Origin of the sequence: Bacillus sp. SRB_8, assembly GCF_003264205.1 — a bacterium.
Lineage (GTDB): Bacteria > Bacillota > Bacilli > Bacillales > Bacillaceae_G > Bacillus_A > Bacillus_A mycoides.
The window spans coordinates 1-14,598 of sequence record NZ_NADT01000056.1; the positions used below are offsets into that span (position 1 = coordinate 1).

Annotated in this window: 11 protein-coding genes and 8 pseudogenes; 8 read left to right on the plus strand and 11 right to left on the minus strand. The window is 31.6% G+C overall.

Annotated elements, in window-relative coordinates; translation table 11 throughout:
* Positions 1-106 precede the first annotated feature (106 nt).
* Positions 107-403 (minus strand): annotated as a pseudogene (locus tag B5P40_RS29115) (Tn3 family transposase); the annotation flags it as partial.
* A 179-nt stretch (positions 404-582) separates the two neighbouring features.
* Here B5P40_RS29115 and B5P40_RS29120 point away from each other — a divergent pair.
* The 4 genes and pseudogenes from B5P40_RS29120 to B5P40_RS29135 all read left to right on the plus strand — a co-directional run.
* A pseudogene (locus B5P40_RS29120) lies at positions 583-645 on the plus strand (undecaprenyl-diphosphatase); the annotation flags it as partial.
* A 154-nt stretch (positions 646-799) separates the two neighbouring features.
* Positions 800-1,732, plus strand: a complete 933-nt coding sequence (locus tag B5P40_RS29125; RefSeq protein ID WP_113710345.1) for an ABC transporter ATP-binding protein — start codon at positions 800-802, stop codon at positions 1,730-1,732.
* Complete coding sequence (locus tag B5P40_RS29130) at positions 1,707-2,414, plus strand: ABC transporter permease (protein WP_063225639.1); 708 nt, start codon at positions 1,707-1,709, stop codon at positions 2,412-2,414. Before B5P40_RS29125 ends, B5P40_RS29130 begins: the two co-directional genes overlap by 26 nt.
* Complete coding sequence (locus B5P40_RS29135) at positions 2,414-3,145, plus strand: ABC transporter permease (protein WP_113710346.1); 732 nt, start codon at positions 2,414-2,416, stop codon at positions 3,143-3,145. Before B5P40_RS29130 ends, B5P40_RS29135 begins: the two co-directional genes overlap by 1 nt.
* Positions 3,146-3,600: 455 nt before the next feature.
* Here B5P40_RS29135 and B5P40_RS29140 read toward each other — a convergent pair whose 3' ends face one another.
* Positions 3,601-4,305 carry an alpha/beta hydrolase gene (locus B5P40_RS29140; RefSeq protein WP_429684000.1) on the minus strand — a complete coding sequence of 235 codons (705 nt, stop codon included), beginning with the start codon at positions 4,303-4,305 and terminating at the stop codon, positions 3,601-3,603.
* 1,251 nt (positions 4,306-5,556) lie between these two features.
* Between B5P40_RS29140 and B5P40_RS29145 the strand changes: the two genes are divergently transcribed.
* Positions 5,557-5,829, plus strand: a complete 273-nt coding sequence (locus B5P40_RS29145) for an HU family DNA-binding protein (protein WP_002151048.1) — start codon at positions 5,557-5,559, stop codon at positions 5,827-5,829.
* Between the two features lie 459 nt (positions 5,830-6,288).
* Here B5P40_RS29145 and B5P40_RS29150 read toward each other — a convergent pair whose 3' ends face one another.
* Positions 6,289-6,753 carry a hypothetical protein gene (locus B5P40_RS29150; RefSeq protein ID WP_002192535.1) on the minus strand — a complete coding sequence of 155 codons (465 nt, stop codon included), beginning with the start codon at positions 6,751-6,753 and terminating at the stop codon, positions 6,289-6,291.
* Positions 6,754-6,922: 169 nt separating this feature from the next.
* Positions 6,923-7,105 (minus strand): annotated as a pseudogene (locus tag B5P40_RS33870) (hypothetical protein); the annotation flags it as partial.
* Positions 7,106-7,208: 103 nt separating this feature from the next.
* Here B5P40_RS33870 and B5P40_RS29160 point away from each other — a divergent pair.
* A pseudogene (locus tag B5P40_RS29160) lies at positions 7,209-7,382 on the plus strand (IS4 family transposase); the annotation flags it as partial.
* 237 nt (positions 7,383-7,619) lie between these two features.
* Positions 7,620-8,030 (plus strand): annotated as a pseudogene (locus B5P40_RS29165) (IS6 family transposase); the annotation flags it as partial.
* Positions 8,031-8,213: 183 nt separating this feature from the next.
* Here B5P40_RS29165 and B5P40_RS29170 read toward each other — a convergent pair.
* From B5P40_RS29170 to B5P40_RS29195, 4 genes and pseudogenes are all read right to left on the minus strand, one after another.
* On the minus strand, positions 8,214-9,242 hold the full coding sequence (locus B5P40_RS29170) for a DUF4179 domain-containing protein (protein ID WP_113710348.1): 1,029 nt from the start codon (positions 9,240-9,242) through the stop codon (positions 8,214-8,216).
* On the minus strand, positions 9,235-9,768 hold the full coding sequence (locus B5P40_RS29175) for a sigma-70 family RNA polymerase sigma factor (protein WP_000350214.1): 534 nt from the start codon (positions 9,766-9,768) through the stop codon (positions 9,235-9,237). Before B5P40_RS29175 ends, B5P40_RS29170 begins: the two co-directional genes overlap by 8 nt.
* Positions 9,769-10,061: 293 nt before the next feature.
* Positions 10,062-10,217 (minus strand): annotated as a pseudogene (lepB, locus tag B5P40_RS29185) (signal peptidase I); the annotation flags it as partial.
* A gap of 730 nt (positions 10,218-10,947) precedes the next feature.
* Complete coding sequence (locus tag B5P40_RS29195) at positions 10,948-11,520, minus strand: tyrosine-type recombinase/integrase (protein ID WP_113710351.1); 573 nt, start codon at positions 11,518-11,520, stop codon at positions 10,948-10,950.
* Between the two features lie 709 nt (positions 11,521-12,229).
* Here B5P40_RS29195 and B5P40_RS29205 point away from each other — a divergent pair.
* Positions 12,230-12,937 carry an IS6-like element ISBwe3 family transposase gene (locus tag B5P40_RS29205; RefSeq protein WP_113710352.1) on the plus strand — a complete coding sequence of 236 codons (708 nt, stop codon included), beginning with the start codon at positions 12,230-12,232 and terminating at the stop codon, positions 12,935-12,937.
* A 173-nt stretch (positions 12,938-13,110) separates the two neighbouring features.
* On the opposite strand, the gene B5P40_RS29210 is transcribed toward B5P40_RS29205, so the two are convergent.
* From B5P40_RS29210 to B5P40_RS29220, 3 genes and pseudogenes are all read right to left on the minus strand, one after another.
* The gene (locus tag B5P40_RS29210) at positions 13,111-13,323 is read right to left on the minus strand and encodes a hypothetical protein (RefSeq protein ID WP_098157076.1); all 213 of its coding nucleotides are present in this window, start codon (positions 13,321-13,323) and stop codon (positions 13,111-13,113) included.
* Between the two features lie 404 nt (positions 13,324-13,727).
* Positions 13,728-13,955: pseudogene (locus tag B5P40_RS29215) on the minus strand (IS4 family transposase); the annotation flags it as partial.
* A gap of 293 nt (positions 13,956-14,248) precedes the next feature.
* A pseudogene (locus tag B5P40_RS29220) lies at positions 14,249-14,598 on the minus strand (cell wall-binding protein); the annotation flags it as partial.

Here is a 14,598-nt window from a genome sequence, read left to right on the forward strand (position 1 = left end):
ATGGATGTGGGGTAGCACCACAAAACGCGAATTTCGTACGCTAAGCAAAATTTCATAAAGAAAAAGCCGATTTCCTGTACGCTAAGAGATAATCGGCTTCTTACTGTTAAGTTGTCTGTAGTGGTCGTAGAGAGTCTAATGGTGCAATTTCTCTTTTGCTAAATCGGTATTCTCCTAGAAAGTTAATGTGTTCCCATTCTAATGGAGAAATATATTTTAATAATTCTTCATCAAATTGTTCTTTTTTCTTCAAAGCTTTTATTGCTTCACTTAAATAAACAGTATTCCACACACTAATTGCATTAATTAAGAGGTTTAGTGCACTACTTCTTTGAAGGTGATCTTGTAGCGCTCTTTCTCGTAATTCACCATGTTTTCCAAAGAAAATAGCGAAAGGCAAGGCGATGAACACATTTACAAAATGACGAGAAAAATGACAAAACTGTAAGAATGCACGAATGTTTGTAAGAAAGTTCGATGTTTTCCTTTTTCTTTTTTTATTATAGTGAGAAAGAAGAAAGAAGAAAGAAGAAAGAAGAAAGAAGAAAGAAGAAAGAAGAAAGAAGAAGGAGGGATTTGAAAATGTCTTTTTCTCAATTCAATATTGATATTTTTCGAGCAATTAATGATTTAGGTAAACAATATGTCTCATTTTTTCAACTTCTAATTGGAATTTAATTTTGTTTGACTACATAATAATTTCTATATATTTAAAGATACAGTAATTAAAAAATTTTTAAACTCTTTAGAAATTTAATTTAACCTTCGTGAAATATAATAAATATAAGGTGGTGTTTATATGAAATATATTGTTGAAACAAATAATCTAACTAAAAAATATAAAAAAAGTAGTGTGGTTAGTGGTGTAAATCTAAAAATTCCTGAAGGTGAAATTTATGGATTTTTAGGACCCAATGGTGCTGGAAAGACAACTAGCATTAGAATGTTATTAGGCTTAATTAAAGCGACTGAAGGCAATATTACAATTTTCGGTAAAGATTTAAATGAAAATCGTTTATCTATTTTATCTGATGTTGGAGCACTAGTGGAAAATCCTTCTTATTATGCACATCTCAACGCAATTGAAAATTTAGAAGTTTATAGACTTTTAAGAAATATACCAAAAGAAAAACTACATGCTGTTTTAAAAACTGTCGGACTGCAGAATGCAGCACACCAAAAAGTTAAAGAATACTCTTTAGGAATGAAACAACGTCTTGGCCTTGCCATTGCATTACTTGGTGATCCTAGATTATTAATTTTAGATGAACCGACAAATGGACTTGATCCCCAAGGGATACATGAAATGCGTGAATTAATAAAGAGCCTTGCTAAGGAAAGAGGCATTACTATACTAGTATCAAGTCATTTATTAAGTGAAATAGACCAGATGGCTACATATGTTGGGATTATTTCAAAGGGACGGCTCATTTTCCAGGATAAAATTGAAGTTTTACGACAACATTCACATAATTCAATTAAGATTTTAGTTAATAAACCTAAGGAAGCATGGAAAATCATTCTTGCTAGTGGTATACCGTCAGTGATGGAGGAGGATAAAATTGTTATATCTAATACTGATAATACAGCTATAGCTAAGATTGTGAAAGCTTTAGTAGCAAATGATATATCTGTATTCCGTATTGAAGAAGAAAAAAATTCACTTGAAGATATTTTCCTAAACATCGTAAAGGAGGAACAAAACGATGTACAAATCCCTCTTAGCATCTGAATTTCTTAAATTAAAGCGTAAGTGGGTTTGGTTTTTAATAATGATAGCCCCAATAGGTGTTATTGTACTTCAAGCAATAAATTTCAGTTTAAGATACGATTACTTGATAGAAAAATATAAAAATGATTTGTGGGGAGGGCTACTTTCAAATGTTCAGTCTCTTTCCCTTCCAGCAATACTACTAGGGATTACAATTATTACTTCTATAATAGCCCATTTAGAACACAGCTCTACTTCTTGGAAACACCTTTTAATACTACCAATAGAAAAAAGAAAAATATTTATAGCTAAATTTATATTAAGTTTTATTTTATTATTTATATCTTGCTCCATTCTCTTTATAGGGAGTATTTTTTTAGGTATAGGATTAGATTTTGGATATTCTATTCCATGGTCAAAAGTAATAAAAATTAGTTTTTTCCCTTACTTTTCTGCCTTACCAGTTTTAGCATTACAATTATGGTTATCCATTGTTTATAAAAATCAAGGAATCACATTAATAGTGGGGGTTTTAGGTACAGTATTAGCACTATTCTCAGAATCTTTGCCAGATTGGATTATATGGAAATTACCCTTACTTGCAAGTAAATCAAATACAACTACACTGTTAGGGGCTACAGTTGGGGTTTTACTAATTTTGATAGCAACATTTGATTTTGTAAGAAGGGATGTGGATAAATAATGCTAAATTTAAGATTATTTTCGGCTGAATTCCATAAGATTAAAAAGACAAAAATCTGGCTACTATTATTTATTAGTCCCCTTTTAACAGGGATGTTAACTTACCTAAAAGTGAGTGATACATTAGCATCTTTAAATAATTGGGAAATTATTTATTCATTTGCTTCAATAATACACGCTATGATCTTTCTCCCATTATTAACTGGAATTTTTACTGCTTTTATCTGCCGTCACGATCATTTACATGGTGGGTGGAAGCAATTACTAGTTCAGCCTATAAAACGTTATCAACTTTACTGTACTAAAGCTATTTTTGTGCTATTTTTTATAATTATTACTCAACTTTTATTCCTTTTAGAAATAATTATAGTAGGTTCTATTTGCGGGATAACAGGCCCTTTTCCTACAACATATATATTCAAATCTTTAATAGGTGGAATATTTACAACATTACCTTTAATAGCACTTCAAATGTGGCTTTCCGCAATATGGTCCAGCTTTGCTGCTCCAATGGTAGTATGTGTTGGTCTAACGATACCTGGTATGATAATTAGTCAGTCTGAACGATTTGGTCCAATTTATCCATGGAGTCAACCCCTTTTAGCTATGTTACCTTCAGGTAGTGAAACAGGGCTATTATTTATTTCTACAAAAAGTATATTAATTGTATTGATTAGTTTTATTGTATTGTTCGCAGGGGGACTAATCAATTTCAATAAAAAAACATATTAATGTAAATACTAATGATTTTATATAATCACTTTAATATACAAGGATGATTACTAATGAAAATAATTACTTATCTTTTAGCTATATTAACTCTAATTGTTATGATTGCTACCATTATTTTTGATATGAATTTACCGTATAAATTAAATCACTGGTTAAGTATTCTATTAGCTCCATTTGTTATCATATTAGGTTTCTATAGTAATAAAAATTCTAATTTTAATAAATAAATTAGAAGAAAAATATAAAAAGATTTCATCATACCGGATGAAATCTTTTTATATTTTTTCTCACTAAAATCTCCTATTGCCATCAAGGTAAGAAATTCGTAGTTACATAAAACGAAATAATGAGCTAAATTCTTATAAATCACTAGCCTTAGAGAAGTAATTTTTTCGTTCTGGGGCATTTATTTTTCTTAAGTTGATGGATGTGGTGCTACCCCAAATTGTAATTTGTTAATCGATATGTTTGTGTAACCACTGTTCAAATATCTTTAACTGTTCTTCAGTATGAAAGTAATGTTCACCTGTTTCCATGACTTCTAATTCACAACGATGTTTTTTTGTGAAATAGTTAATAGTTTCAAATTCGCACAGTTCATCCTTGGCTCCATACATAATATATGTATCTGTATTCCATGTATTAATAGGATGTTCTTTTACATAGCATAAATAATCCCAATATAACTTTTGACCAATAGGTGTCTCTATAGTCATTTCTTTTTGCAAAAGCTCTGGTGTTACATTAAACCATTTCATCATATTTTCGATAATTCGTTCCATATTAACTACTGGTGATAAAAATAATGCCTTTTCTAACACATCATTTTGATAGGCTAAAAGGCTAAAATAAGCTCCCATACTACATGCAAACAAGCTTACTTCTTTCCAATGTTCTTTTGCGTAATTCATAATTATAGATAATTCATTAACACAAAACTGTACTTTGCAAGGAGTATTATCATTTTTTCTTTCTCCATGCTCAGGTAAATCAAAGCTTAACACTTGATAACCTTTTTGATTGGCTTCTTCAGCTAATATTTGAATAACTGCATCTTCCTTATTTGACATGTTTCCATGTACTGAAATAAAAATTTTTTCACTCTTTTCTCCCCACAAAACCGCGGGAATATTACTAATTTTAAAATTATCTTTAAGCATATTTCCTCCATAGAATAAGACATATGAGATTGGGCAAAAAATCGCATACATTTTATATTCTTCTACTTAGTTTTAAACAAATCAAACTATTCCTAATTTACCATGAATGAATTATAATATCTCTCTACAGCTGTATAACATCGAGACTGTGAATTAAGTTTGTCGATTTTGATTCCCTTATTGAGCTGATCTGCTCCGTTAGTGAAATAAGAAATCCTAGCTCACAGGATTTCTTATCAAACTTTTTTATAAATGATCAGACTTTGTTTTAAATTATCAAACTTTACTTTAGGGGTACGTCAATCCGAAGAACAAAAAGAACTTGTAGAATTCCTACAAGTTCTTTTTAGTTTAAGGTGAATATACGGGACAAACAAAACCATCTTACAGATTCATCATAGAAACTACAGGGGTAATGCTTTGACAAGTATATTATATAACAAATATTAACATCCAGGTATTTTATTTTTGAAAATTATGTGAATTAAGAAAGCAGAATGGTATATCATTTTCTCTTCCTAAAAAATCTATTTATTTCTTTTGTATAAATAACTTTAAATTAATATCTACATCATAATAAATTAGTCAAAATATAAGTATAGATTAATAGAGAAGAATGGTGCATTCTTACAGATAGACCTATATTTATATTTAGGATTAATTAACTACAAGAAAATCATTTTCATATTGTAACTAAATATAATTCTTAAATATATGTAAATGAAATTTTCTTATATTTTTTTACTTATGATGAAGAAAACAGTTATGGAAAATTAGACAAGTGCTTATTTAAATATTTTAATTATGAATCAATGAGATATGAGGATGACAATTGTCCGCGTGGTTAAATTTCTTATTTATTATATAACTTTTATATAGCAAAGAAAAAAGCACCCGCAATGTTAAATATACATTGAGCTCGTAAGGGCTTGATAAGAAGAGCGCATATCTTAAATTACTAAGTAATAAAAGATATAGGGGTACGGTCACATTGCTATCAAGCTAAGATTCTTAAATGCCCCCATAACGAAAATGAGAAAACATTAACAAAATTATAATTAAAACATCACTTTATATTATTTAATCTAGATGTTAAAATATAAATTATGTGATGAAATCCTTTTCCCTGGTACTACTATTACACAGAATTGCCCCTAGCTCTTGCTAGGGCTTTTTCTATATATCTTTATTTACATGAGAAACGTAGGTACGTTATAATAATTTCTTATTACATGCAAGGAGGTGCAAAAAATGAATAAAACCGAATTAACAAAAATGGTAGCAGAAAAAGCAGAACTTACACAAAAAGATGCAGCTGCAGCAACACAAGCTGTATTAGATGCTATAACAAATGCGCTTGCAAATGAAGAGAAAGTACAGATTCTTGGTTTTGGTACATTTGAAGTGCGTGAAAGATCTGCACGTACAGGACGTAATCCACAAACAGGTGAAGCAATGCAAATCGCTGCATCTAAAGTCCCTGCTTTTAAAGCCGGAAAAGAATTAAAAGTAGCAGTAAAATAATTATACATAGTGAAAAAGGATCTGATATGAATATCAGATCCTTTTTTTTAGTAGGGGTCTCGCCACATCACTATCAATCAAACAAAATAAAATACCTCTTAAAATGAAAAAATGCGCTTTCTTTCTGTTTCCTTATAGGAAAGGATGGCGTTTTTTTTACACTTGGGGGTAAAGCAAATTCTTAAGTTGATGGGCATGATCTCACCATACCATTTCGGGAAAATTGTACGTTTAGACACAAATCGGACACATCTTAAGTGTTTTCTGTACGTTAAGAGACATCTGTCCAGAAAATCTTATGTTTATGAACAGAGGATAAAACTCAATAATAGAATATTAATATTCAATTTTTATATAAAAAAAATAAGATCCGAAGAGCTTATTTTAATAATAATATCAACGCAATTATCAATGATATTATCGAAGATACAATCATAAATAATAAAGCTCAGTCATGAGTTATCGCCCTGTAACTGTCATTCCTGCTGTGTAAATTGTATCAATAGAACCATCTGCGCTTACAACTTCAACTTTGTATCGGTATGTGCCATTTTCATAAACATCATCGCCATATCCTGTGAAAGTTGAAATTTCATCATATGAGCCAGCTGGAACCCACTGATTGTTCCATTTGAAATTAGTTTCAAATTCTCCCCAGCTATCTCCGTTTTTCTTTTCGATGCTGACATTGTAATGAATTTCTTCAGCTCGGTCATTCGTGATTCTTGCAATTAAGCTATTACCAAAAGTAACTTGTGTAGAATGTATTTTAACCGTAACATCGTTTACTGTTTCGCCAGGACCACAGATATAATGACAGCCATCCCATTCCTCAGCTTGTGCCTTTGGTGTATCTAAATTCATAACCGTTAAACCGCCTAAAGCTAACGCACCAGTCAACGCAATTGTAGCTAATTTTTTCATGATAATTCCTCCTATTAACCGTTATAAGTGAATGTTTTTGTTTTTACGTATTCATTGCCAGCATAAAAAGATTTCTATGACTCATTTCTATCACCCTTCAGCTTATATAATTCGACAAATGGTGATAATTTCCTGCAAATAAAATAAATAAGCACTCCCGCAGGAATGCTTATTCAAATTCAATTTCTGTTTTATTGTCTGATGTGAAGTATCTTATGGTTGTTTTGCCGTATTCTTGCAAGCCACTCTGCGCAACGGCGTCTTTTAACTTTATTCTCGTTCTGTAGCCGAAATTTTCCCGTAGGCCTTCGTCTGCATTTGACAATGCTGTTTTGTCAACGAAAACATATAGGGGTCCCGCCACATCGCTATCAACTTAATAAAAAGAAATGCCCCCTAAAATGAAAAAATACGCTATTCTTTCTGTAGAATCATAGGAAAGGATGGCGTTTTTTATGTCTGTTTCTGTGTCTGATGAATTACAACTATTTGCTCAAGAGATTCAAAGTTTTTTATCTCCAAATACCTTACGGAATCTTGCTAGAGATGTTGGTTTTGTACAACGAACCAGTAAGTACCAAGCAAAAGATTTAATAGCTTTATGTGTATGGGTGAGCCAAAATGTAGCTATGAGGGATACCGCCACATGCCCATCAACTTAAAAAATATATAAAACCCCAAAACAAGAATTTTATATATTTTCAATCTGAAGATATCAATTTTCTCGTTTTGAAATATTTGTTTATCTTATGATGATGACGATGAAGTGTTTTAGGTTCTGGTGCGAAAACTTCAAGATAATTGCAGGTAATCTCTAAATCTTGGACATACTGATACTATTACTCTAAAAAAGGTGCGTGATCAGTATGGAAAAGCGAAATTTATTCAAGTGGAAACATTATCATCATGATATTATTTTACAAACAGTAAGATGGTACCTACGGTACAACTTGAGCTTTCGTGATTTGGTGGAAATGATGGAGGAACGGGGCTTATTCGTTGCTCATACAACGATTATGCGTTGGGTTCATCAGTATGGTCCTGAATTAGACAAAAGAATCCGTCGTCATCTCAAGCAAACCAATGACTCTTGGAGAGTCGATGAAACATATATCAAAGTGAAAAGTCAATGGATGTACCTGTATCGTGCTGTCGATTCGAAAGGAAATACCATTGATTTTTACCTAAGCAAAGCAAGAAACCACAAGGCTGCAAAGCGATTCTTCAAGAAAGCTTTGCAGTCTTTTCATATTTCTGAGCCTCGTGTCGTGACAGTAGGGGTACCGTCAGGAAAATGCGGATTTACAACGTTAAGGAAATTTAATGTGAAAAAGCCGGATTCCAATAGCTATGGAATCCGGCTTTCATGACGGCTTTTAATAAAACCCGTTATTCAACTATCGCGTGTTCGTTAGCTTAAGGTACTTCCGCGATATGAGTAAACAAAGCAAACGAGGTCATTATTTACTTTTATTTAAAGGAACGACTAATTCTAATTCCTTTATTTCTTTACTAAATCCTTCACTATTTGTTCGACTTGGCTTGAGTGTAAATGATTTTGGTATGGTATCCATTGGAGGCAAAGTCAGTACCATATGATGCCCATAGTTCCCAACAGCCATGCCTTCCTGTAGTTTTAGTTTATCATATACTTGACCATTATCATCGACTACAGAGAAATTAAACCATGGCCAACTATCGTTTTTATCCATTTCGGCAGGGTAATCAATCGTTAGGTCTATTCTTGTTGATAAAGGTGAGAATGTTACTTTGTCGGCTGTTAGTGTATACACTTCATCAACCGTTTGATTTGTAACTTCTGGATAAAACTCAAATACATCACCTTTTATTTTTTCAAGTGGGAAAGCCACCTTTAACTTACCTTCATAGCCAAATAAATCTTCTCCATGGACCTCAATCTCAATGTTATCGCCATATTCATTATACTTAGAAAAGGTAAATTGATGATGTTCAATTATTGTTTTCGAGTTTACGTCATCTTGCCCTATTGAACCCATCGCTGGTTTAACTTCTTGTTGTCCATTAATTGTTATATAGCTAAAGCCGGCCTTTTCTTCTTTCATCGAAAGTTCTTTTTGACCTGTGTAAACAACTGTTACGATTAACCGGTTTCCATCATAAGCTGCTTCTTTTACAGTCATTGTTAAGCCGTTTTTACTATCTTGTTTATCAATTACTGTCGTAAGTTGATCGTGTTCAATTTTATCTGAGGCAATGTCTCTAAAATCTTTATAAATTGGACCAATTAGGGGAACATTTGATAAGGCTTCCGCCATGCCTGTTGAAACAAATCCAGAACCAAGCAAAGATAGACATAACCCACATGCAACCAAGATTGACCGTTTTGTGGTTCTTTCGGCTTTTCTTTTTTTCTTGGCTTGAAAGATAGCCGCCTTCTCCCTAGCCATTAGCTTTTCAACAGGTACATTTATGTTGTCGATGGATCGATTGAATTTGTCTTTATTCATAAAGATAGCCCTCCTTTAAAATGGGTCTTAACTCTTTTTTCGCCCTATTTAAGTGTGATTTCACGGTTCCTTCCGGGTAATTCATGATGGTGGCAATTTCCTTAATGGACAAATCGTGATAATACCTCAACAAAATAATGGTCTTAACAGTAGGATTTAAGAATTTAAATGCTTCTGATAAATCCATCGAATGCATGATAAAATCAACATTTTCAGAAGCGATTAATTCAGTAAAGATTTCCTCATTATCTGTAGTAAAATGGCGAGACTCTTTCCGAATAAAATCAATCGATTTAAAAACTAGAATTTTTGTAATCCAACTCGAAAAATGTTCAGGCTTTTTTAATGTCTTTATTGAAATATAGGCTGTATAAATTGTTTCTTGATAGACATCAAGAGTATCTTGTTCATTTCTAACATATGCATAGGCTGTTCGATACAACTTTTGTCGAACAGAATCAATCAGTTGTTCAAATGCTTCATCATCACCCTTTTTTGCTTTTTTCACTAATTTTGCTATATCCATTTTGGTTCTCCTCTCCGTTACACAATAAAGTCGAATGAGGAAGTAAATTGGTTGCAAAATAATTAAATTTATTAAAATTGTTATCCATTATCTTTTTCCATTTCCTTTAGCCTACGATAAAATGTCGCCTGACTGATTCCTGTAATGTGGACGGTACGAGGAGGATTGTTATGGTCGATAATTATATTCATGTTATCCTATATCATGACACTCAATTTTGTTTACACCATACAACAAAATTAAACTAATCCCTTATCTATTATAGATAAGGGATTAGTCTGTATAAATAATTTTTATTTAACAATTTTAATCCTGTCCAAAGGATAATAAAGAAGTTGAGACTTTCCCACGATATCTGAAACATCAATATATCCTAGTCCGTTACGGCTATCTGTACTATTAAAACGATCATCTCCCATGACAAATACCTTTCCATCAGGAACTTTTACCTCTTCTACATTTAAATATTCGCACCAGAACCAAGAGAAGAATAATAAAAACGGGGATTTCGTTAATCAAATCCTAAATAACTGTTGCTATAGAAATTCTACATTTCTTTTGAAATGATTTTATAGTGAAGAAGATAAATAATTAACAACTACATAATTTTTTATGACTTTCTGTAGCATCTATGCTAAATTGGATCTCCCTACTCATTAATTGAAAAAGAATAATAGAGAAAGTAATTAAATGTAAAAAATAGTTAAAAATCTAAGCGTATGTTATTATTATATAGGGAATTTAAAATTAAAGTTGTACCTGGAGAGGAAATGTTATAAATGAAAACAAAAAAAGGGAAACTATCTTTTAGCATTGATATTATAGGCTTTATAGCTTGTCTAATAATGCTTATTGTAACTTTGGTTAATTTTAGAACATGGTTTCATCCATTTTCATTCTTTATCTGCGGACTAATTTTCTTCATTAATATAGTAAAGACTCTTAAGGGAAAACGAAATAATTCCAACTAAAAATTAAAATTAATCCTTCAATACTTTTATTTTATAAATCATATTATTTTTTAAAAATGGTGTTTTAATGATTTATTAAGTAGAATTTATTGCAGCATTATTTTAAAGGTAAATTTTCGCTTTCTAAAATTTAAATTACCTATATATTCAATTGGGATTATTAGTAAAAAATGAACCCGGGAAAACGAAAAAAAGCACCTACATTTAATTAGATGCGGAATGTATCAAGTACATTATCTTTTTCTTCCTTATTAATCCCGATGTATCTTAATGTGATTTGTGGTGTACTATGATTCAATATTTCTTGTAACATAGCAATATCCTTTGTTTGCTTGTAAAACCAATATCCAAATGTTTTACGCATGGTATGAGTCCCCAAAGATTCGACTCCGGCAAAATCTCCGGCTTTTTGTAACTGTCTATAGGCTTGAATTTTACTAATGGGCTTATCACCTTTTCGAGAAGGAAATAACCAGGTACTTTTTAAATCTTCAGCATATGGAAGTACTTCCTCAAAAATGGATGTAATATTTATGATACGCTCCTTTTTTGTCTTTCCTTCTTTAACTTTAAATTCTTTCCGTTTTTTTCGCTTCAGTTTTAAAATTTCATTCTTTTCCATTTTAAGTAAATCGCTTACACGTAACCCAGTATTAATACCAATTAGAAATAATATGTAATCACGATCTGAACAATGACGTTTGAGCGACCATTTCATATCATTAAGCTGTTCTATGCTCCGAATTGGTTGTACATCAATTAAATGTTGCTTTTTATCCATCTGTTTTTCAATCCCTTTATTTTCAATGATTTGAATGTATACTTTTTTGTCTTTTTTTATGATATCAATGAAATTAGATGAAAGTCAATGTTTAAGCGGAAATGAAAGTAAACTTTTGGGTAAAAGTTTACATTCGCTTTTTGAATCATTTATAGCTAAATTTGTATTAAAATTCTCAATATAGATATACTTGTAAATTATGGTTTTAATATTCAAAATTAACAAAAATTAAAGTATAATAAAAATGTGATGGTTATCACTTATGTTTACTCCTTGTGCTGAAGATAAGATCGTATTCTCCGATCTTATCTTTTTTTGTTTGTAGAAATTTAATGCAAAAAAATAGAATCCTTATACTAGGGGCACGGCAACGATTCGTTTTTTTTCGGGCCACTTGCAAAAAACTTTCAAAGGTATGATAAAACAATGAATTTAAGATAATTAGATTTGAAATTTTCAAGAATACTTGCTTAAAATGTGTTCCGTAAACATATTTTAAGCAATATTTACAGGTGTTCTGTAAACTAATCTTGTTAAATTCATCTCAAAAAGTTAACGGAACTCTAATTCTGTTAACAAAAATATATATCAAGTAATATTTATATTAAAAGATAAAAGGTTCTGGTGCAAAAACTCCAAAACTCTTGCAAGTAATCTCTTAAACTTGGACATACTGATAATATTACTCTAAAAAAGGTGTGTGATCGGTATGGAAAAGGAAAATTTATTCAAATGGAAGCATTATCAGCCTGAACTAATCTTATTAACAGTAAGGTGGTACCTACGGTACAATTTGAGCTTCCGTAACCTAGTGGAAATGATGGAGGAAAGAGGATTATCCATTGCTCACACAACGATTATGCGCTGGGTTCATCAATATGGACCTCAATTAGAAGAGAAAGTACGACATCATCTTAAATCAACAAATGATTCATGGCGAGTCGATGAAACTTATATTAAAGTAAAAGGGCAATGGATGTATTTATATCGTGCCGTTGATTCTGAAGGGAATACCATTGATTTTTATCTAAGTAAATCAAGAGATAAACAAGCAGCCAAGTGCTTTTTCAAGAAAGCTTTGGCTTTTTCGTACGTTTCTAAACCTCGCGTGATAACAGTAGATAAGAACCCTGCCTATCCTGTAGCAATTCAAGCGTTGAAAGAAGAAAAACATATGCCCGAAGGCATAAAGCTAAGACAAGTTAGATATCTCAATAATATAGTGGAACAAGATCATCGTTTTATTAAGAAACGTGTGCGTTCTATGTTAGGATTCAAGTCTTTTGACACGGCTACATCCATTCTTGCAGGAGTAGAAGCCATGCATATGATTAAAAAAGAACAGATTGATTTACGGAATCAGTCTGTTCAAAACCAGAAAGAATTCATCCATCAATTGTTTGGGCTAACAGCATAAAATACAATTCCGATAGAAATATATGCGCTATATTCTCTTTTATTTTATCTTTGCACCAGAACCTATACTTCTATAGACTATGTACATTTTTAGAAAAAATTTTTGTTTTTGCCTAAAGACTTTATCATAATAAAAGGAGCTAAATTCTATATCTTAGCTCCCTGATTTGCAAATTATTTAATTATAAAGGCTACGATTGCTAAAACGATACACACAATCCCACTTAATAATTGTCCTATTCCAGAACTCTGTCCATTAATTAGCAAGTTGAAAAGATTTTTTCTGGTTTGAGTTTTTCCTACGAATGCATCATACTTCTTCATTTTATATACACCCGATAAAATTAATGTTACACCAATAACGATAAGTAATACTTTTAAAGCCACTATATTTACCTCCACTTATTATGTATATGTTGAATTTTTCTCAATCATTTTTTAGTTGTTATTATAATCGTGAACAACACTCGTCTATAATTTCTAAAAAATCATTATCAATTCTTATAATTTAATTATTACATTTAAACATTAAATAAACTATCTAATAACCTTACATAAAGATGACAGTTCTGTAAGGATGGAAAAAAACAAACAAGCTATTTACAAAAGCCTGCTTTTCTTGCTGTAGATATATATTAAAAATATACTTTACACTCTCCGTTGCAATTGCTCTATCTTCCCTTATAATATATATCTATTTTAATTTTCCAACATATAAGTCGCTGCTATGCAGAATACAGCACAAACGCTACTTGCTTTCTCCTTTTGTTTGAAACCTTGCATGTGGCAGAAATAGGCCCTGACGCAGCATGAAGCCTACTACATAATCGGACTAAGGGGTCACTTGCCAACCGTTGACTAATCCAAATACAAATAGTAGCTAAGTCTGATCCAGAAAACTTACGTTTTTACTTTATAAAGCCTATTTCTCTTGCAAGTTCTTCTAAAAATACAGGTGTAACATATCGTTGTAATTCTTCCGCAAATGGTTGTAGTTCATCTTGAATCGAGAGATTAATAAAAAACGTCATCCTTTCTAATCTAGCTTGTTTAGAAAAGATAACATTTTTTGTATTTAAGAGTATTAAAATCTCTTAAGTTGAGGGGCATGTAGGTTGCCCTCTGTTAGTTCAATAAGAATTAAATGACTTTATTATTCATTTATACTGGAATCATCTTTTTTGTATGTAAAATTTTCCCTTAACGTACAATATTTTTTTGTCGTGTCGAGCTAAATATAGCATACATACAACAAGGGAATGCAGTACATATCAGCATACAAGTATTCCCTTGCTATCATCATGCTATTATTTTAATATGGCATTTTATGTCCCCAATAATCGAAGTGATAATCTTTACCGTCGATTTTAAACCAACCGTCTGCATAAAGTGAACCATCTTCTCTAGCACAATACCAAAGGTATCCGTATGCAAGCGGAGAAGGTCTATATCCACCACCAACTCGGAACCATCCTGTTTTAGCTGCCCCTTTCTCATCGAAGTAATAATATTTATTATCGATAGTTTGCCAGCCCGTTTGTGCTACGCCGTTATTGTCAAAGTGGTATAGCTTACCATCGATTTTTTCGAACCCTGCTTTGTTAACTGATCCGTCTTCATGGAAATAATATTTTTTTCCGTCAATGTCTTCATACCTATTGA